At 44.7% G+C, this 19,198-nt stretch carries 16 protein-coding genes; 13 read left to right on the top strand and 3 right to left on the bottom strand.

The window, feature by feature from the left end; genetic code table 11:
- Positions 1 to 66: 66 nt before the first annotated feature.
- The 3 genes from recA (at position 67) to EKM67_RS00260 (ending at position 4,221) form a co-directional block, all read left to right on the top strand.
- Complete coding sequence (gene recA / locus EKM67_RS00270) at positions 67 to 1,179, top strand: recombinase RecA (RefSeq protein WP_125576101.1); 1,113 nt, start codon at positions 67 to 69, stop codon at positions 1,177 to 1,179.
- A 207-nt stretch (positions 1,180 to 1,386) separates the two neighbouring features.
- The gene (gene rny / locus EKM67_RS00265; protein WP_125576099.1) at positions 1,387 to 2,955 is read left to right on the top strand and encodes a ribonuclease Y; all 1,569 of its coding nucleotides are present in this window, start codon (positions 1,387 to 1,389) and stop codon (positions 2,953 to 2,955) included.
- A 183-nt stretch (positions 2,956 to 3,138) separates the two neighbouring features.
- Positions 3,139 to 4,221, top strand: a complete 1,083-nt coding sequence (locus EKM67_RS00260; protein ID WP_125576097.1) for a glycosyltransferase family 4 protein — start codon at positions 3,139 to 3,141, stop codon at positions 4,219 to 4,221.
- Between the two features lie 7 nt (positions 4,222 to 4,228).
- Here EKM67_RS00260 and EKM67_RS00255 read toward each other — a convergent pair whose 3' ends face one another.
- Entirely contained in the window at positions 4,229 to 4,870 is a 642-nt protein-coding gene (locus EKM67_RS00255; RefSeq protein WP_125576095.1) for a YigZ family protein, read from the bottom strand.
- A 45-nt stretch (positions 4,871 to 4,915) separates the two neighbouring features.
- On the opposite strand from EKM67_RS00255, the gene EKM67_RS00250 reads away from it, so the two are divergent.
- The 3 genes from EKM67_RS00250 (at position 4,916) to hpf (ending at position 7,684) form a co-directional block, all read left to right on the top strand.
- Positions 4,916 to 6,271: a DEAD/DEAH box helicase gene (locus tag EKM67_RS00250; RefSeq protein ID WP_125576093.1), complete on the top strand. Its 1,356-nt coding sequence runs from the start codon at positions 4,916 to 4,918 to the stop codon at positions 6,269 to 6,271.
- The gene (locus EKM67_RS00245; RefSeq protein ID WP_125576091.1) at positions 6,272 to 6,964 is read left to right on the top strand and encodes a ComF family protein; all 693 of its coding nucleotides are present in this window, start codon (positions 6,272 to 6,274) and stop codon (positions 6,962 to 6,964) included.
- A 147-nt stretch (positions 6,965 to 7,111) separates the two neighbouring features.
- Positions 7,112 to 7,684, top strand: a complete 573-nt coding sequence (gene hpf, locus EKM67_RS00240; protein ID WP_125576089.1) for a ribosome hibernation-promoting factor, HPF/YfiA family — start codon at positions 7,112 to 7,114, stop codon at positions 7,682 to 7,684.
- 162 nt (positions 7,685 to 7,846) lie between these two features.
- On the opposite strand, the gene EKM67_RS00235 is transcribed toward hpf, so the two are convergent.
- Positions 7,847 to 8,035: a hypothetical protein gene (locus tag EKM67_RS00235; RefSeq protein ID WP_125576087.1), complete on the bottom strand. Its 189-nt coding sequence runs from the start codon at positions 8,033 to 8,035 to the stop codon at positions 7,847 to 7,849.
- A gap of 696 nt (positions 8,036 to 8,731) precedes the next feature.
- On the opposite strand from EKM67_RS00235, the gene secA reads away from it, so the two are divergent.
- The 5 genes from secA to EKM67_RS00210 all read left to right on the top strand — a co-directional run bounded on the left by secA (position 8,732) and on the right by EKM67_RS00210 (position 15,750).
- Positions 8,732 to 11,095 carry a preprotein translocase subunit SecA gene (secA, locus tag EKM67_RS00230; RefSeq protein ID WP_125576085.1) on the top strand — a complete coding sequence of 788 codons (2,364 nt, stop codon included), beginning with the start codon at positions 8,732 to 8,734 and terminating at the stop codon, positions 11,093 to 11,095.
- Positions 11,096 to 11,814: 719 nt separating this feature from the next.
- Positions 11,815 to 12,931, top strand: a protein-coding gene (gene prfB, locus EKM67_RS00225; protein ID WP_164506510.1) for a peptide chain release factor 2 whose coding sequence is annotated in 2 segments (ribosomal slippage) — positions 11,815 to 11,886 and positions 11,888 to 12,931 — 1,116 coding nt in all. Because the reading frame shifts where the segments join, the coding sequence is not laid out codon by codon here.
- A 25-nt stretch (positions 12,932 to 12,956) separates the two neighbouring features.
- On the top strand, positions 12,957 to 13,670 hold the full coding sequence (gene ftsE / locus EKM67_RS00220; RefSeq protein WP_125576081.1) for a cell division ATP-binding protein FtsE: 714 nt from the start codon (positions 12,957 to 12,959) through the stop codon (positions 13,668 to 13,670).
- Positions 13,633 to 14,520 carry a permease-like cell division protein FtsX gene (gene ftsX / locus EKM67_RS00215; RefSeq protein WP_125576080.1) on the top strand — a complete coding sequence of 296 codons (888 nt, stop codon included), beginning with the start codon at positions 13,633 to 13,635 and terminating at the stop codon, positions 14,518 to 14,520. The genes ftsE and ftsX overlap by 38 nt, the downstream gene beginning before the upstream one ends.
- A 165-nt stretch (positions 14,521 to 14,685) precedes the next feature.
- On the top strand, positions 14,686 to 15,750 hold the full coding sequence (locus EKM67_RS00210; RefSeq protein ID WP_125576077.1) for a glycosyltransferase: 1,065 nt from the start codon (positions 14,686 to 14,688) through the stop codon (positions 15,748 to 15,750).
- Positions 15,751 to 16,352: 602 nt separating this feature from the next.
- Here EKM67_RS00210 and EKM67_RS00205 read toward each other — a convergent pair.
- A complete protein-coding gene (locus EKM67_RS00205; protein WP_125576075.1) occupies positions 16,353 to 16,595 on the bottom strand; it encodes a hypothetical protein in 243 nt (80 codons plus the stop codon).
- A 93-nt stretch (positions 16,596 to 16,688) separates the two neighbouring features.
- Here EKM67_RS00205 and EKM67_RS00200 point away from each other — a divergent pair, with 93 nt between their 5' ends.
- Together EKM67_RS00200 and EKM67_RS00195 are read left to right on the top strand one after the other, a co-directional pair.
- Positions 16,689 to 17,393: a response regulator transcription factor gene (locus EKM67_RS00200; protein WP_125576073.1), complete on the top strand. Its 705-nt coding sequence runs from the start codon at positions 16,689 to 16,691 to the stop codon at positions 17,391 to 17,393.
- A complete protein-coding gene (locus tag EKM67_RS00195; protein WP_125576071.1) occupies positions 17,383 to 19,092 on the top strand; it encodes a sensor histidine kinase in 1,710 nt (569 codons plus the stop codon). Before EKM67_RS00200 ends, EKM67_RS00195 begins: the two co-directional genes overlap by 11 nt.
- The last annotated feature ends 106 nt before the right edge of the window (positions 19,093 to 19,198 follow it).

Genomic DNA, 19,198 nt, shown 5'->3' with positions numbered 1-19,198 from the left:
TTTTGCAAAACACCGTTAAAATTAAAACAGAAGCTAAGTTATGATCAACTTAGAAGGAGAAAATAAATGGTTAAAGATGAACGACAAGCAGCACTTGATAATGCACTTAAAAAAATCGAAAAAAATTATGGTAAAGGCGCCATCATGCGGATGGGGGACAAGGTTGATACGCAAATTCAAACTGTCTCTACCGGATCGTTGGCTCTAGACAATGCTTTAGGCGTGGGTGGTTATCCCCGTGGACGAATTATTGAAGTTTACGGACCAGAAAGTTCTGGTAAGACAACTGTAGCTTTGCATGCCGTTGCAGAAGTCCAGAAAAACGGCGGTACCGCGGCTTATATTGATGCCGAAAACGCGATGGATCCTGCATATGCGACTGCTTTAGGTGTTAATATCGATGATTTACTCCTTTCTCAGCCAGATACGGGTGAACAGGGGCTGGAAATTGCCGACGCTTTGGTGACCAGTGGTGCCATTGATATTGTCGTCATTGATTCCGTCGCTGCATTGGTTCCTCGTGCCGAAATTGAAGGCGAAATGGGTGATGCTCATGTCGGCTTGCAAGCACGTTTAATGTCACAAGCATTGCGTAAGTTGTCGGGTTCTATCAACAAAACAAAAACAATTGCCATCTTCATTAATCAGATCCGGGAAAAAGTCGGGATCATGTTTGGTAACCCCGAAATTACACCTGGCGGTCGCGCATTGAAGTTCTATGCAACGATCCGCCTAGAAGTTCGTCGAGCAGAACAGATCAAAGAGGGAACAGACATTATTGGTAACCGTGTGAAAATCAAGGTTACTAAGAATAAGGTCGCACCTCCATTCAAAGTTGCGTTGGTCGATATTATGTATGGACACGGGATTTCCAGAACTGGTGAGTTGGTCGATATGGCCGCCGAGAAAGAAATTGTCAAGAAGAGTGGTTCTTGGTATTCATATAACGATGAACGAATTGGTCAAGGTCGTGAAAATGCCAAGCAGTATTTGGTTGAACATCCAGATGCAGAGGCTGAGATCAGAAAGTCAGTTCGTGATGCCTATGAAATGGATGGTCCTGCAAAGGTAGACGAAAATTCAGAAACAGAGACCAAACAAGATGATAAAAAAGGTGCCAAGAAGACGGATAAAAAGTCTGACGTAGAAGAAACAGATTTACTAGCCGACGAAAAGTAGCGTTATAACGCCGCTATTATTTTAGAAATTCAAAAATAAAGCCTATGTTTGATAGGCTTTATTTTTTTGCTCGGTGTGAATCGTGACTTGGGTACATTGACACTACAGGCGATTAAAGCTAGAATATTCATGTGTAAATAATCTTTAAAAATTTGATATCTTTAAAATTTACTTTAAGTATTTTTTGATGATACGGAGGTGTAGTGTATGAATTTATCACCACTAATAATCCTCGCAATCGTACTCATCGTACTAGTTTTAGGTGCTTTGGCTGGTTATTATTTCCGTAAAAATACGTATGAGAAGCGTATTGCGGAAGCTAAAGGAACCGCTGAAGATATTTTAACTAAAGCTAGTAGAGAGGCTAAAAACGCCAAGAAAGAAGCGTTAGTTGAAGCTCGTGATGAAAGTCATAAGTACAGGACTGAGGTCGAAAACGAGTTAAAAGAACGCCGCAATGAAGTTCAACGTTCAGAAAACCGGGTCTTACAACGAGAAGAAGTGCTTGATCGCAAGGATGATTCTTTGGATAAGAAGGAGAATAATCTGGACGATCGTGAGAATCGGTTAACTGCAAAACAAGCTGAAATCGAGAAGAAAGAGGCTAGTGTTGCCGATATTGTTGACCAACAACAACAAGAATTGGAACGTGTTGCTGGTTTAACGAAAGATCAGGCTCATCAAGAACTTGTGGATCAATTGAGTGATCAATTGACTCATGAGCGGGCAGTGATGATTCGCGAAAGTAATACGACCGCTAAGCAGGAATCTGATAAGCAAGCCAAGAATTTGATCGTGGATGCGATTCAGCGTAGTGCTGCTGACTTAGTGACTGAAAATACGGTCACAGTGGTCACTTTACCTAACGATGAAATGAAGGGTCGAATTATTGGTCGTGAAGGCCGTAATATTCGGACTTTAGAGACACTAACAGGTATTGATCTGATCATCGATGATACACCAGAAACGGTCGTCTTGAGTGGCTTCGATCCAATTCGTCGTGAAATTGCACGGATGGCGTTGGAGAAGTTGATTCAAGATGGGCGGATCCATCCAGCTCGCATTGAAGAGATGGTTGAAAAAGCACGGAAAGAAATGGATGAACGCATTCGTGATTTTGGCGAACAGACAATCTTCGAATTAGGGATTCACTCGATGCATCCTGATTTGATCAAGACTGTTGGTCGTCTGCATTATCGGACTAGTTATGGTCAGAATGTGCTTAACCATTCTCTTGAAGTGGCGAAATTATCTGGGGTTCTAGCAGCTGAACTTGGTGAAGACGTTAATTTAGCGAAACGCGCAGGGTTATTACACGATATTGGTAAGGCAGTCGATCATGAGGTCGAAGGATCTCATGTTGAGATTGGTGTTGAATTAGCAACGAAGTATCATGAATCTGACGTCGTGATCAATGCGATCGCGTCGCATCATGGTGACGTGGAAGCAACATCGCCGATCTCAGTGATCGTCGCTTCTGCAGATGCAATTTCTGCGGCACGTCCTGGTGCTCGTTCTGAATCGTTGGAGAATTATATTCATCGATTAGAGAAGCTTGAGAGTATCGCCGACGAGTACGACGGTGTCGATCATAGTTTCGCAATTCAAGCGGGTCGAGAGGTTCGCGTGGTTGTGAAGCCAGACAAGATTTCCGATGATAAAGCAGTGATTCTCGCTCGCGATATCAAGAATCGAATTGAAAGCGAACTCGAATATCCTGGTCATATTAAAGTGACTGTCATTCGTGAAACCAGAACCATTGAATATGCAAAATAACCGTTAACGCGGTTATTTTTTTACATAAAATTATTGGAACGTGATCAGCAAGATGATGATTTTAGTTTTAAAAAAAGAATCGTGATCTCATTGTGGTGATCAATCGCAGTTGATTATGATATATTAGGGTTGAGTCGTACCACAATATCCCGACGATTTCTTCGAAAGTAAATCAGGTGTAAAATGTTTCCAATCGTTGTTAAAATCATGTTTACCGTTATTCTGTCCGCGCTGATCACGCCGTTTGTTCGCAAACTGGCCATTGTATTGGGGGCGGTGGATCAGCCAAATGCGCGCCGGATCAATCAACATCCTGTCCCAACTTTGGGTGGGCTAGGTATTTTTATTTCGTTTACTATGGTGACGTTTATTTTGTTGCGCAATCAATTTCCAACGCATGAATTAATTGCGCTATTTCTGGCTGAATGTTTGATTGTGTTAGTGGGCATGGTTGATGATATTAAGGAATTATCACCATGGTTGAAGCTAACAGGAATTATCATTGCGGGTTTGGTCGTATATTTCCTGGCTGATATTCGAATGGATAATTTGAGTATTCCCTTGATTGGCAATGTTAATCTGGGGGTCTTTAAATTTCCAATTACCATGTTATGGATCGTCGCGATCACCAATGCGGTAAATTTGATCGATGGTCTAGATGGTTTGGCGACCGGCGTATCTGTGATCGGTTTGTTTACGATGGGTGTGATCGGGTATTTTTTCCTCAGCGTTCAGAACGCTTATCCGAGTATTTTAGTTTTCTGTTTGGTGGCCGCGTTGATCGGTTTTCTGCCACATAATTTTTATCCCGCGAGTATTTTTTTAGGCGATACGGGTTCTTTGTTCATAGGTTTTATGATTGCGGTGTTATCGTTGAAAGGGCTGAAGAATGTTACTTTTGTTTCGTTGGTCATTCCGATCGTGATCTTGGGCGTGCCGATCACCGATACGATTTACGCAATCATCCGCCGGCTTTGGAATCGACAACCGATCACTAAGCCAGATAAACTGCATTTACATCATCGTTTATTGAATCTTGGGTTCAGTCAGCGTCAATCCGTGCTGATCATCTATGGATTAGCCCTGATTTTCTCATTTGTATCGTTGCTGTATCCACTTTCTTCGCGTGCGGGGAATGTGCTGTTGACGCTGGCGATCTTGATCGGAATTGACTTGTTGCTGGAATCCATCGGCATTACCAAACTGCGCCTACTAAAAATCGCCCAGAAATTATCCGGGCGATCAATAGACGACCAACGAAAATAGCATAGCCTTATTTAGGTGATTCAATTGGCACTTCATTGAAACCTGCTTCCTGTTTGGCAAAAGTAACTTGCCCAGCGAGCAGGTTTTTGATTGCGGTCAATTTGGTTTCTTCCGCATCCTCATTGAGCCAAACGGTGAGTGCAACCACGTCGGTGTATTCGGTATTCGCAATCGTGATCGCCTGTTTCGCCAAATAATGAGTTAAAATATCTAGCTGATTGTAATCGATCGTGATCTGATAGCGGCGTTGCGACATTCCGGCAACCAAACCAACCGACTGGATGGCAGTAGAGGTGCCTTGACTATAAGCGCGGATCAAGCCGCCGGCGCCGAGTTTGATGCCACCAAAATAACGGGTCACCACACAAATCAAATTATTCAGATGTTCCTTTGCCAGGACATCGAGAATTGGCGGTCCGGCGGTTCCTGAAGGTTCGCCGTCGTCACTCATACGCTGAATCTCGTCTTGAAAACCGAGTTGATAGGCGAAGCAATGATGATTTGCTTTGGCATGTTTCTGGCGGACCGTGTTCAAAAATTCTTGGGCTTCTGTTTCCGTGGTGACTCGCGCAACCGAGCCGATGAAACGGGATTTTTTGATGATAATTTCTTGCTCGCCATTTTTAGCGATCGTTCGATATTTTTCCAAGGGGAATTCGCTCCATTTTGCGTATTTATAATTGGGTGAGTGGTGATGAGTCGTTCTGAAACAGAAATTCTGAGGTCTTGGGCATGGTTATTGACTGGACGTCAATTATTAATGAGCAGTTTGCCGGAAGAGCTAGTAGCGGATTTGCGTGCGAACGCGGCAATTTTGCAAGAAGTTCAAATATTACCAGCAATCAAGGCTAGCGGTGACAAAATGATTTGTCAGCGTTGTTTGTCTGGCGTTCCTATTCAAAATAAGTTGCCTAGTGGTCAATATTATTGTGCCAATTGTCTAATGATGGGACGAGTGACCAGTCAAGATCAATTGGTGCGTTTGGCTGCACGCGATTATCCGGCTGGCTCGGCGCTGACATGGCAAGGCGAATTGACCGCGGCGCAGCAACAAGTTTCTGACCATATTCTACAACAATATGCCCAACAAAAGCGATCCCAACAATTATTGTGGGCCGTGACCGGCGCCGGGAAAACCGAAATGACGTTTCCGGTGATCGATTTTTTTTTGCAACGGGGTCAGCGCGTGGGCTTCGTTTCGCCACGGGTGGATGTGTGTAATGAGTTATTTCCACGGTTGAAAGAAGCTTTCTCAAACACGTCTGTCGGTCTTTTCCATGGGCAAGTTCATGAGATCTATCAAAATGAGCAGCTGATTATTTCGACGACGCACCAATTATTGCGTTACTATCAGGCATTTGACCTGTTGATTGTGGATGAAGTGGATGCTTTTCCGTATGTGAATGATCTGATGCTGCAACATGCGGTAGAACGCGCGGTCAAACCGTCGGGCATGCGATTATATTTGAGTGCCACGCCACCAACAGTTCTGTTGAAGGCGGCCAAGTCCGATCGATTACCACTACATTATTTAGCGCGAAGATTTCACGGCCGCCAACTGCCAGTGCCCGAAGTTAAGTTAGGGCAGACAACCCATGGCAAACATTTCACTGCAAAATTGCAACAACTATTCAGTATGCTCTTGAAAAACGATCGGCGCTTCTTGATTTTCGTGCCACAAATTGAGAAATTAAGTCGACTGGCCGCGATCTTTCAACAAACTTATCCTCAGGTGGTACTCGAAACGGTTCACGCTGCGGATCCACAAAGAATAGACAAAGTACAACAATTTCGCGAAGGAAAATTGCAAGTTTTATTGACGACAACGATTTTGGAACGTGGTGTCACTTTTGCCGATATCGATGTGATCGTTTTAGCAGCGGATCACCGTAATTATTCGGTCGCTAGCTTAGTTCAAGTCGCAGGCCGCGTGGGTCGCGCCAAGGAGTTTGCCAATGGACGTGTGATTTTTTATTGCCACTATTATACTTGGCGGGTGCGCCAAGCGGGGCGGATGATTCGCCATTTGAATCAGCAAGGAGGTTTTTAAATGGCGGATTGTTTATCCTGTGGTTCGCATCTGGTACAGAATTGTTCGCTAAAAACACTCTTGTTCGCGCGTAACTTTTACGCTGATCAAATTTGCGGAAATTGTGCGCGCAAGTTTGAACGGATCGAACCAACGCATGCTTGTCCAGAATGCTATCGTGCGCAAACTGACGGTCAAGTTTGCCAAGACTGTCAGAGATATCGTGCGTTGGGAGTTGATAAAGCGCACAATGTCAGTTTATTTACGTACAATCAGGCCATGCATGATTATATGCAGCAATATAAACGACATGGTGATTATCGGATTCGTGCCCTGTTTAGTGGCAGTTTGCGGCGGACCTTGCAATTTTATCGGCGTGATTATTTATTGGTGCCGATTCCGACGAGTCAAGCACACTTCGCACAACGGCAATTCGACCCTGTTCTAGGACTTTATGACCAGCTGTGTCCGTTGACACCACTTCTGGTTAAGAACGGCCGTGAGTGGCATCAATCGACCTTAGAACGCAAGGAACGCATCAAGGCGCCACAAACATTTGCATGCCCCACGACAGATTGGTCGGCATACAAGCAAAACAAAATTTTGATTCTCGACGATATTTATACAACCGGTACAACCCTATTGCGAGCGACGGATGCGTTACGTGCAAGTCACTTTCAAGGCGAGATCAAGTCCCTAACATTGGCGCGCTAACAGAATTCTTCGAAAAGACACAAAAGTTTCTCGAAGATTTCATGGAATTTGCAGTGCTTTTAATTGTTTCTTCGTAAGCGCTTCGATATAATAAAGGGGAGCCAAGGAATTTCGGCTAGTATTGTCACTTGGAAGGAGCAATCGACCATGTTATCATTCAATGTTCGTGGAGAAAATATCGAAGTTACAGAGGCTATCCGCAATTATGTAGAGAAGCGGATCAGCAAACTGAATAAATATTTTGAGGAACCACAGGACTCAATTGCCCACGTCAACCTCAAAGTTTACCCAGCAGACAAGACATCGAAGGTTGAGGTAACGATTCCTTTGCCATATTTGGTTTTACGTGCTGAAGAAACTTCACCAGACATGTATGCCAGTGTTGATCTTGTAACTGATAAGTTAGAACGGCAGATCCGTAAGTATAAGACTAAGATCAACCGCAAGAGTCGCGAAAAAGGCATCAAGGACTTTGAATTAACAGGCCCCGCTAATGGTGCGGTCGATGTTCCTGAAAAAGAGGAACAGCCTAAAGATGAAATGGAAGTTGTGCGCACGAAACGTGTTTCACTAAAGCCAATGGATTCTGAGGAAGCTATCTTGCAAATGGATATGCTTGGTCATAATTTCTTTATCTTTGAGGATGCAGAAACGAATGGCACTAGCATTGTTTATCGCCGTCGTGATGGTCGTTATGGTTTGATCGAAACAGACGAATAATGAATTCTTGATGAAACATGAGCTGAGGTGCGCCTCAGCTTTTTTCGTGGAACAAAATCTACCTTCGGTCGAAAGTGCTGGGGCAGGCAGGTCTGTGGCTGTGGGACCGCTCTCCGCTTTTCCGAAACGGGTTCTGCAACATTGAAATCAGCATCTAAGAGATCAAACCACGAAGAATGAAGCCCAATTCTTGTGCCTTGACGTCTTAGCTGTTGATTTCAAACCATGTTGCGCCACACTCTTGGAAAAGCTCCGAGCTTCGATTTGAGCCTCGGAAAAACGCCGAGTCTCGAATCGATCCACCATGTAAGGTGGGCAAAAACGGCCCGCCAACATGGTTGTCACTGCCACGACTGCCTGTCCCAGCACTTTCGACCTAAACTTATTCTGTTTAGTGTAGAAAATGAATAGCTGGGTTCCTGAAAGTTTGATTATCAAGGTAGCCTTTGCTCTGAATAGCTCAATAAAAAAGTGATGAATTTCAAATCTGAGCAAAATAACACACGACAAATTTTTAAATTGGTCGTGCATCTAGATTGCCAATTTTCGTTTTACGCGTTAAAAAAATATTGTTTGGAATAGCAACACAAATTAAACATTTAACGTTAAACATATCGAGCTCTTCCGAATAGAATAGGCGAAATTTGTGGTGGGAACTGGGACTGCAGTGATATTTCTGTTAATGAGCGGTCTTTGCGAATTTACAGAAAGGGGAAATGTGAGATCTTCCCGTTTTTGGAAGAGCTCACATTTCAGGCGGAAGAATTTCCGTACTTTGGAAATCCTGTAGCCGTCCCCACAGCAGTTTCCCAGTTCCCACCACAAATTTAGCCGGAACCACAAAAAATCCACCCAAATCGAAGATTGAATCTTTTTCCTGTTTTCACCAAAATAATCCGCATAATTTAACCGTTTTATTACCTATAACCGCAACTATTTTTCCAGTAATGTGTAAAACTATTTAATTTCATCTGAATAAATGATAAAATAGACTGAATTACTGTCAACAGACACGAATATGAATTGACAGAGAGGAATTTTTGAGCTATGGCAAACATTTTAAAAACTTGGATCGAAAGTGACAAACGCGAAGTAACGCGTATGGGCAAGATTGCGGACAAAGTCGAAGCGCTCGCTGATGATATGGCGAAGCTTTCCGACGAGGAGCTGCAAGCTAAAACCCCGGTGTTGAAGCAACGTATACAAGATGGGCAAACATTGGATCAGGTGCTTCCTGAAGCATTCGCCGTTGTGCGCGAGGGTTCGCGCCGCGTCTTAGGCTTGTATCCTTTTAGAGTGCAGATCATTGGTGGTATCACCTTGCATGAAGGTAATATTGCCGAAATGAAAACTGGCGAAGGTAAAACTTTAACGGCAACCATGCCGGTTTATTTGAATGCTCTTTCTGGTAAAGGCGTGCACGTTGTTACCGTCAATGAATATTTATCCGGTCGTGACGCTGAAGAAATGGGCGAGTTATATAAGTGGCTCGGCTTGACGGTTGGGTTGAACTTGAACGAAAAAAATACCGATCAGAAGCGCGAAGCCTATAACTGTGACATTACTTATTCAACCAACAGTGAGTTAGGGTTCGACTATTTGCGTGATAACATGGTTGTTTACAAGGAACAAATGGTTCAACGTCCCTTGAATTATGCCATCGTCGATGAAGTCGATTCGATTTTGATCGATGAGGCGCGGACACCTTTGATCATTTCTGGTCAGGCAACGCGTTCGACCGCAATGTATGTGCGGACCGATCGTTTCGTTAAAACCCTCAAAGAAGAGACGGATTATAAAATCGATTGGCAAACTAAATCGATTTCTTTAACCGAAGAGGGTATCAAGAATGCCGAAGCTTATTTCGGGACTAAAAACCTTTATGATATTGATAACACGGTCTTGAATCACCATTTGGATCAGGCATTGCGTGCTAATTATGTCATGTTGCTGGATGTTGATTATGTGGTTCAAGATATGAAAGTCATGATCGTCGACCAATTTACTGGGCGGGTCATGGAAGGTCGTCGTTATTCTGACGGGCTTCACCAAGCCATCGAGGCTAAAGAGGGCGTCAAGATCGAAGACGAATCTCAAACGATGGCCAACATTACGTACCAGAACTATTTCCGGATGTACAATAAATTAGCCGGTATGACAGGTACTGCTAAAACCGAAGAAGAAGAATTCCGTGAGATCTACAACATGGATGTGATTTCGATTCCGACCAACATGCCGGTTATTCGGAATGATGAGCCAGATTTACTTTACCCAAGTTTACAAAGTAAGTTCAAGGCCGTTGTGGGTGATATTAAGGCACGCCACGCCAAAGGACAACCAATTTTGGTGGGGACAGTTGCGGTTGAATCATCAGAACTACTGTCACACTTACTTGATCAAGAAGGCATTCCTCACGCAGTTTTGAATGCTAAAAATCATGCTAAAGAAGCCGAGATCATCATGAATGCCGGCCAACGTGGCGCCGTTACGATCGCTACCAATATGGCTGGTCGTGGTACCGATATTAAATTGGGGCCTGGTGTTGTTGACGTTGGTGGTTTGTGCGTGATTGGGACTGAACGTCATGAGTCTCGCCGTATCGATAATCAGTTACGTGGCCGTTCTGGTCGTCAAGGTGATCCTGGTGAGACGCAATTTTACCTGTCATTACAAGATGACTTGATGAAACGCTTCGGTTCTGAGCGGATCAAGGCATTCTTGGATCGCTTAAATGTGGCCGAGGATGATCAAGTGATTCAATCACGGATGATCACTCGCCAAGTTGAATCTGCACAGAAACGGGTCGAAGGTAATAACTACGACACCCGTAAAAATACGTTGCAGTATGATGATGTTATGCGTCAACAACGTGAAGTCATCTATTCACAACGAATGACCGTTATTTCTGCGACCGAGAGCTTGGAACATATCATCAAGCCAATGATGGCGCGCACGATCACCCATCAAGTTGATTTGCATACACAAGGCACTCAGACTGAGTGGAATTTGCAAGCACTTTATGACTACGCATTGGCTAATTTGGTTAACGAAGATGACATCACCCTCGATGATTTGAAGGGCAAGTCTGTAGATGAATTGAAGAAATTCTTCTTAGATATTTCCGATAAAAATTATGAAGACAAGAAGTCACAATTAGTTGATCCTGCACAAATGATCGAATTCGAAAAGGTTGTCGTTTTGCGGGTCGTTGATGACCACTGGACGCAACATATTGATGAAATGGATCAGTTACGCCAGTCGATCGGCTTGCGTGGCTATGGTCAGATGAATCCGTTAGTTGAATATCAAGAAGAAGGTTATCGCAAGTTTGAAGAGATGATCTCCGATATTGATTTCGATGTGACTCGTCTGTTCATGAAAGCAGAAATTCGCCGAGACATTAAGCGTTAAATTAAAATAGTAAGATTAGGGCGCTGTTCAAGGTTGTTTATTGACTGCGCCCTTTTTGAAGGGAAAATAATGGCGGGGGTTCCGGCGGGCGGGGCATGCTGACAGTCTGAACGTGCTGTGGGGGATAGCTTTCCGCTTTTCCAATAAACGTGTTCTGCAACATTGAAATCAGCAACTAAGAGATCAAGCCACGAAGAATAAAAATCAATTCTTGTGCCTTGACGTCCTAGTTGTTGATTTCAACCCATGTTGCGCCACACACTTGGAAAAGCTCCAAGCACGATTTGAGCCTTTTCCGGAAGAACGTCGTAAAAGTCTCAAATACGCCCCTTGCTGTAAATTCGCAAAGTACGCTCATTAACAGCAATTTCACTGCACGTCAGACTGTCAGCATGCCCCGCCGCCTCACGCGATTTATTTTAGCCTGAGTCTGTAATTTAAAATCTAATCTATATTTGAATAGAATAGGCGGAATTAGCGGAGAGAAAATGGTGACTCACAGTGATACTGGTGTTAATGAGCGGGTTTTGCGAATTTACAGCAGGGGGCGCATTTGAGATTTTCCTGTTCTTGGAAAAGCTCAAATCGTGCTCGAAGACAATTTGTTTTTTAATTGGCTGAGAGCTATCCCCCACAGTGAGTCACCATTTTCACGGAGCTAATTCCGCCGAAGGTAGCCCCAATACCAGTGTTAGTAATTTTTGAAAGGAAGTTTTTTCATGGAAATCAGTGAAATCAGGAATCAATTAAACGCGGCCACGGCCAAAATCAAGCAATTCAGGGGGTCTCTTTGACTTAGATGCCTTGGAAGAGTCGATTGCGTCGAACGAACACGAAATGACGGCGCCGGATTTTTGGGATAATGTGAATTCTGCCCAAAAATTGATCGACGAAAATAATCTTTTAAAGGAAAAGTACGACAATTTTAATCAACTTGTTACACAAGCGGACAATATTTCTGTTACCTTAGAGTTATTGCAAGAAGATGACGATGCCGAATTGCAAGAAGAGGTTGCCGGCGACTTGAGTCATCTGCAAGAACAGTTGCGTAATTATGAATTAAATTTATTGCTGTCTGAGCCTTATGACGCTCACAATGCCATTTTGGAAATCCATCCGGGTGCTGGCGGCACGGAATCTCAAGATTGGGGTTCGATGTTGCTGCGGATGTACCAACGTTGGGCGTCAAGTCATAATTTTAGCGTCGAAATGGCGGATTATCAGCCTGGAGATGAAGCTGGCTTGAAGAGCGTCACGCTGCTGATCAAGGGGCATAATGCCTATGGCTTGTTGCGTTCAGAAAACGGCGTTCATCGACTGGTGCGGATTTCGCCATTCGATTCCGCTGGTCGTCGACACACATCATTTGCGTCGGTCGAGATCATGCCGGAACTTGATAAAAGTATTCAGTTAGATATTAATCCCGACGATCTGCGGGTCGATGTTTTTCGCTCGAGTGGTGCTGGTGGTCAGCATATCAACAAGACTTCTTCTGCGGTGCGGATCACGCATTTACCAACTGGTATTGTCGTTAGCTCGCAAGCGCAACGGTCGCAATTACAAAACCGCGAAACCGCGATGAGTATGTTGGAAGCTAAACTTTATCAGTTGAAGCAAGAAGAACAACGGAAAAAAGAAGCGGCAATCAAAGGCGAACAAGCCGATATTGGTTGGGGTTCGCAGATCCGTTCGTACGTTTTTCACCCGTACACGATGGTCAAAGATCACCGGTCCAATTATGAGAGTGGCAATGGTCAAGCCGTGATGGATGGCGACTTAGACGAATTTATTTATCATTATTTGCAATGGCAATTACAACAGAAGAACCCAGATTAATGGGGCTTGTCCTTGAGGTGACAAAATGATCAAACTTTTAAACGTAACGAAACGCTATTCAAACGGCGTGGAAGCTTTAAAAAATATCACACTGACGATTGAACAGGGTGAATTTGTCTATTTAGTTGGCCAAAGTGGTGCCGGTAAATCAACATTAGTTAAATTACTCTACCGCGAATTGGTGCCAACAGAAGGTTTCATTACCATCAACAACTTCGATCTGCGACAAATGCGCGAGCGTCAAGTACCGCAATTACGACGCACACTTGGCGTGGTTTTCCAAGATTTCAAACTCTTACCAAAAATGACCGTTGCTGAAAATATTGGCTATGCCTTACAGGTTATTGGCAAATCTGATTCCGAAATCAACGATGCCGTCTCCCAAGTGTTAGCTGAAGTTGGGCTATCCGATCAAGCCGACCACTTTCCCGATGAATTATCTGGTGGGCAGCAACAGCGTGTGGCAATCGCCCGCGCCATCGTGAATGATCCCAAGACCGTGATTGCCGACGAACCAACGGGTAATCTCGATCCGCAAACATCTAACGATATTATGGCGATCCTGGCGCGAATCAACGCCAAGGGAACGACCGTTATCATGGCGACTCATAATCAACAAATCGTTGATGAACTACCACAGCGCGTCGTTGAAGTGGCACACGGTCAAATTATTCGAGACGAACAAGGAGGGCAATACACACATGAATTGGACAACGATTCGCAACCATCTGCAAGATAGTTTCAAGAGTATTAAACGTAATGGCTGGATGGCGTTCGCCGCAATCAGTGGGGTTGCCGTCACAATTTTGCTCGTCGGGATTTCACTGGCAGTCGTGCTTAATGTGACCAAACTTTCTCGCGACGTCGAAAATGACGTGCGCGTCCAAGTCGCCGTCGAACCGAAGACCACTGCAAAACAGAAAGACAAGCTAGAAGCACAGCTTAAAGATATTCCATCCGTTAAAAAAATTACCTATTCATCCAAGGCGAATGAATTGACAAAAATCGTCAGCCAATATGGGAGCTCGTTTAAAATGTTCGGTGGCGATGATAATCCATTGCCAGACATGTTCATTCTAGAAGCGAGTGATCCACAGAAGACCGTCACCATCGCCAATCGTGCCAAAAAATTGACCCACGTTTCGCGGGCTAGTTATGGTGGTAGCCAAACCAAGAAACTGTTCAGTACCATGAACAGTGTACGTAACTGGGGCTTGGCGTTCTCGATTCTGTTGTTGTTCGTGGCCGTTTTCTTGATTTCAAATACGATTCGGATCACGATTTTATCGCGAAGTACGGAAATCGAAATCATGCGTTTAGTCGGGGCAACGCGCTGGTATATTCGCTGGCCATTCATTCTGGAAGGTGCTTGGACAGGACTGCTCGGCGTCATCGTGCCTTTGATCGCTATCGATTTAGGTTATAGCAGTATTTTCCGTGGCGTCGGTCGTCAGTTAGCGACTTCTGGCTACAGTCTGATTCAGCCACAAGCGCTGATCTGGCCACTGAATATTTCCTTACTGGTGATTGCCATGTTGATCGGTGCATTTGGTGCCGCCATCTCCATGCGTCGTTTCCTGAAAGTTTAATCGAATTGATTCGAAGCTATTCACAAACTGTGAATAGCTTTTTTTCGTCTAATACCGATTCGATTAAGAACGCACGTTATTTTTAAAATAGCAAACAACAAAGTTTGTGCAGTTTATTCAATGTGTTACGCTTAATTAAGACGAAGTGGAGAGGGAGTTTTATAGATGAAAATTGCTTTCGTAACGCCTTTTTTATCCGGGCAGGGTGGTACCGAGACTGTATTACTTAAAGTTTTAAATTACTTAGCGCAAAATATGACGAACCATCAGTATGAATTGGTTCTCACAGAAGGGTCACAGCATAAGCAGTGGTTAAAGCGGTTGGATCGTCGTATCGAAATCACCGAAAACCCGACGCGCAATCCGATCACAGTCCGCTTGTTTGAACGTCATTATTTTTCGACTACGCCGGCCGAGTTGATCATTTCTTTGGGATCGCGGCCGATCTTCGTCGCGTCGCAAGTTCGTGATCATCTGAAACGGCCCTATAAAATCGTGTCTTGGATCCACAGCACGTTGAAAAATGTCCGCTGGTTCGATCCAGACAGTTTGCAACATGCCGATGCGCATTTAGCAATCAGTAGTGGCATCGCCGATCAAATGAAAGACTATGGCATCGCCGCAGATCGAATTTACACGATTTATAATCCGGTAACGCCCTGTGAGGCTTTAATTCCGCGGAGTCAGCCTGGTGAAACAACTCGGTTTATTTTCGTCGGCCGGATTCAATATCGGGGTCAAAAAGATCTCAAGGCGCTACTCGGTGGCCTGCAAAACTTGCGTGGTGATTGGACGATCGATTTCTACGGTGCGGGAAATGGGCTCAATGAGTGTAAGGACTTTATTAAACGCCATCCGCAATTGAAACCGCGAGTGCGTTGGCACGGCTGGATCACCGATCCATGGGCAGAAATTCAAACTGCGGATGCATTGTTATTGAGTTCGAAGTTCGAGGGCTTGCCAATGGTTCTTCTGGAAGCGATGAGCCATGGTATCCCGTGCGTTTCCAGCGATTGCCCCACAGGCCCGGCAGATATCATTCAAGATGGCAAAAATGGGTTCCTTTATCCGCTGGGCAATACCGGTAAGCTGCATCATGCACTCGACCGGGTCGTTCAGGGTTATGAGTTTGATGATGAAGAGACGATCCGCGCCAGTATTGATAAGTTCTATGATCAAAATTATTTCACGCGGGTGCAAGAAGTGATCGAGCATATTGTTCGGCAATAACGAATGGATGGAAAAGCTGACTGCGGTTTTGGGTCAGCTTTTTTTGGTTGATAACAAGATGCAAGATACGGTCTACCTGCGGTCGAAAGTGCTGGGGCAGGCAGGTCTGTGGCTGTGGGACCGCTCTCCGCTTTTCCAAGGGCGGGAAAAGCTCCGAGCTTCGATTCGAGCCTCGGAAAAACGCCGAGTCTCGAATCGATCCACCATGTAAGGCGGGCAAAATCGGCCCGCCAACATGGTTGTCACTGCCACGACTGCCTGCCCCAGCACTTTCGACCTAAACTTATTCTATTTAGTGTAGGAATTGAATAGCTGGGTTCCTGGAAGGTGATTCTCAAGGCAGCCTTTACTCTAAATGGCTCGATAAAAAATGTGATGAATTTCAAATCTGCGCAAAATAACACACGACAAATTTTAAAATAGGTGCAGAATGGCCTGAAAAGCCGATATCATAGTATTTCAGACGAAAGATTGCGTCTATTTTTAAATTTGTCGTGTACCTAGGTTACCAATTTTCGTTTTGCGCGTTTAAAAGATATTGGTCTGAATAGAAACGTAAATTAAATATCCAACGTTAAACCTATCGAGCTCGTCTGAATAGACTAGGCGAAATTTGTGGTGGGAACTGGGACTGCAGTGGCATTTCTGTTAATGAGCGGTCTTTGCGAATTTACAAAATGGGGAAATGTGAGATCTTCCCGATTTTGGAAGAGCTCACATTTCAGGCGGAAAACTTTTGGCGTACTTCCAAAAGCTTGGAGCCGTCCCCACAGCAGTTTCCCAGTTCCCACCATAAATTTAGCCGGAACCGCAAAAAATCCACCAATCGAAGATTGATTTTTCATTGTAACCTCCTCAACATTCAAGACCCCACGACCGCGCAAATGACCGCCCAGCATGCTATACTAATTATTAACAGGGAAACAATGGAGCAGACAATGGCAAGAATTTTAGTAGTGGATGACGAGCCGACAATTCGGCAATTGATAACTTATAATTTGCAGCAGGCACATTACGCGGTGACCGAGGCCGCAGACGGCGCGCAGGCGTTGGAGCTCGCGCTAAATCAAGACTTTAATTGCATCGTCTTAGATTTAATGTTGCCTAAAATCGACGGGATCGAAGTGACGAAGCGATTGCGCAGCGCTGACGTGCAAACGCCGATCATTATGTTGACCGCCAAGCAAGAAGAGGCTGATAAAATTATCGGCTTAGAATTAGGTGCCGATGATTATATGACCAAGCCGTTTAGTCCGCGAGAATTGTTGGCGCGGATCAAAGTGATCGGCCGTCGCGGCAAACTCAAAACCGCAACCGCCGATTTTCCACAGACGGTTCATTTCGGTCCGGTGAGTTGGCAACTCGATCAACATCATCTGGTGAATGGAGAGGCCACGTTGAGCTTGACTAAGAAGGAATATGAGCTACTGAAATATTTAGTCGAGAATGTGGGCAAAATCGTCTCCCGCGAACAAATTATGGCGAGTGTTTGGCAGACGCAAGAGTCAGTTATGAGCCGAATGGTTGATATTCAGATCAGCCATTTACGCGATAAAATTGAACCGGATCCAAAGGAAGCCCAGTTTTTACAAACGGTCAGGGGCTTTGGATATCGGTTGGAGGTTAGTGAAAATGAAAAGTAAATTAAGATTACGGCGGTTTTGGATCGGATTTTTGGCGGTGTGTTTTTATCTGCTGATGTTTTTCTTGGTGAATCAGTTTTTAGCGACGAGTCAACGCGAACAGCTGCAGCATTTCGGCAATGAATATCAACAAGAAGTCGATACAGCCGATCACAGTCAGACCTTTGCCCGCTGGCGGAAAAACTTCCAGATTCATTCGATCGATCTGCCAGTCGAAGGGTCTACTGAGTTGGCGCGCGTTGCCAAGAATGTGGTGAATCATAACCTTATTAATTCCAACGACCCGTTTACGCGGGTTCAATATCAGGGCCGCTCGAATTGGCTCTATCTCGTCACCGACGCCAATAATAATCGACAGGCGATCCTGGTTCAGCCGGTCAGCACGATCCAACACGATTATTTGCGGACTTGGATGGTATTTACGATTATTTATTTATTGATCGTCAGTCTGTTGAGCTTGCTATTATTCCGTTCCAGCCAGAAAAGACAGCAGAAAATCAAACAATTAACTGCCAATTTAAAAACGATCGAAGAAAATCAAGAACAGGAACCGGTCATTTTGACGCCAGACGATCCGCTATTCGATTTGGCGAGTCAAGTCAATCGGCTAGGACAATCGATGAGCGACCAATTTGCCGACGCTAAGTTACAAAAGCAGAGTCTGCGTTCATTGATCGAAAATCTGCCCTTGGGCGTGATGTTGCTCGATGAAAGTGGTCAAGTTGAAATGGCCAATCATGCGTTAGGCGAAATTTTGGATACGCACGTTTGGCCCGATCACTTGGCCAACTATATGGATTATGTTAAAACTTATGCGCTCAGCCGCATGATCGAGCACGCTTTGCGCAATCCAACTAAGCACACCCATCGTCGTCGTGATATTCAATTAGTCGGAGACGAAGGCCGGTTCGTGGCTGCCGACGTAATTTCATTAGTCAGTCAAGTGGGCACTGAGCAGAAGCAAAAAGTATTGGTCATGCTTTATGATTTGACCGAAATTAAACAAAACGAACGGATGCAATTGGATTTCGTCACCAATGCGAGCCACGAATTACGCACGCCGGTAACTTCGATCGCCGGTTTTGCCGAAACATTGCTGGATGGTGCCAAAGATGATCCTGAAAAATCAACTGAATTTTTAAAAATTATTCGCGATCAAGCGCAACATTTGGAAGCCTTGATCCATGATATTCTGTTGTTATCGAAGGCCGATCAAGATCGACCACTGAAATGGGAGCCTGTTGATGTTGGGCAGGTCGTGAACGAAGAGGTTCAAGTCTTGCATCAACCGATCAAGGACCACCAGTTGCACGTGTCGGTCGTGACTGATCAATATCAACAACCAACGCTGACTGATCAAGTTAAAATTCGCCAGATCATTCGCAATTTGCTAACGAATGCCGTTTCTTATAATCATCCTGATGGCAAAATTATTGTGCAATTGCAGACGACGGCCGATTCGCTGGTCATGAACGTGCAAGATACGGGTGATGGCTTGACTACTGAAGATCAGGCGCGTGTTTTCGAGCGCTTTTACCGGACGGATCATTCTCACCAACACGATCAAGGCGGCACCGGTCTCGGATTGGCGATCGTCGCCAATCTGGTCGATCAACTGGGTGGCAAGGTCAGCGTGAAGAGCCAGCTAGGTGTCGGCAGTATTTTCACAGTGGAATTACCGCTGAATGTGGAAAAATAAATTCCGATAGAAATTGATTTAGTTGCGGTCGTGGCCTTGGCCCAGTCCGAATTGGCTGTGGGGACGGTTCCAGGATTTCCGTATTTTGGAAATCCTGGAACCGTCC

The sequence above is a fragment of the Lapidilactobacillus mulanensis genome (assembly GCF_003946215.1).
Classification (GTDB): Bacteria; Bacillota; Bacilli; order Lactobacillales; family Lactobacillaceae; genus Lapidilactobacillus; species Lapidilactobacillus mulanensis.
The sequence above is the reverse complement of the archived record's forward strand: the minus strand, read 5'-3'. Positions and strand labels throughout refer to the sequence as shown.

What these genes read in the sequence shown, in the direction of transcription:
- recA (WP_125576101.1), top strand. Translation starts at nt 67, where the DNA reads ATGGTTAAAGATGAACGACAAGCAGCACTTGATAATGCACTTAAAAAA.
- rny (WP_125576099.1), top strand. Translation starts at nt 1,387, where the DNA reads ATGAATTTATCACCACTAATAATCCTCGCAATCGTACTCATCGTACTA.
- EKM67_RS00260 (WP_125576097.1), top strand. Translation starts at nt 3,139, where the DNA reads ATGTTTCCAATCGTTGTTAAAATCATGTTTACCGTTATTCTGTCCGCG.
- EKM67_RS00250 (WP_125576093.1), top strand. Translation starts at nt 4,916, where the DNA reads ATGAGTCGTTCTGAAACAGAAATTCTGAGGTCTTGGGCATGGTTATTG.
- EKM67_RS00245 (WP_125576091.1), top strand. Translation starts at nt 6,272, where the DNA reads ATGGCGGATTGTTTATCCTGTGGTTCGCATCTGGTACAGAATTGTTCG.
- hpf (WP_125576089.1), top strand. Translation starts at nt 7,112, where the DNA reads ATGTTATCATTCAATGTTCGTGGAGAAAATATCGAAGTTACAGAGGCT.
- secA (WP_125576085.1), top strand. Translation starts at nt 8,732, where the DNA reads ATGGCAAACATTTTAAAAACTTGGATCGAAAGTGACAAACGCGAAGTA.
- ftsE (WP_125576081.1), top strand. Translation starts at nt 12,957, where the DNA reads ATGATCAAACTTTTAAACGTAACGAAACGCTATTCAAACGGCGTGGAA.
- ftsX (WP_125576080.1), top strand. Translation starts at nt 13,633, where the DNA reads ATGAATTGGACAACGATTCGCAACCATCTGCAAGATAGTTTCAAGAGT.
- EKM67_RS00210 (WP_125576077.1), top strand. Translation starts at nt 14,686, where the DNA reads ATGAAAATTGCTTTCGTAACGCCTTTTTTATCCGGGCAGGGTGGTACC.
- EKM67_RS00205 (WP_125576075.1), bottom strand. Translation starts at nt 16,595, where the DNA reads ATGAAAAATCAATCTTCGATTGGTGGATTTTTTGCGGTTCCGGCTAAA.
- EKM67_RS00200 (WP_125576073.1), top strand. Translation starts at nt 16,689, where the DNA reads ATGGCAAGAATTTTAGTAGTGGATGACGAGCCGACAATTCGGCAATTG.
- EKM67_RS00195 (WP_125576071.1), top strand. Translation starts at nt 17,383, where the DNA reads ATGAAAAGTAAATTAAGATTACGGCGGTTTTGGATCGGATTTTTGGCG.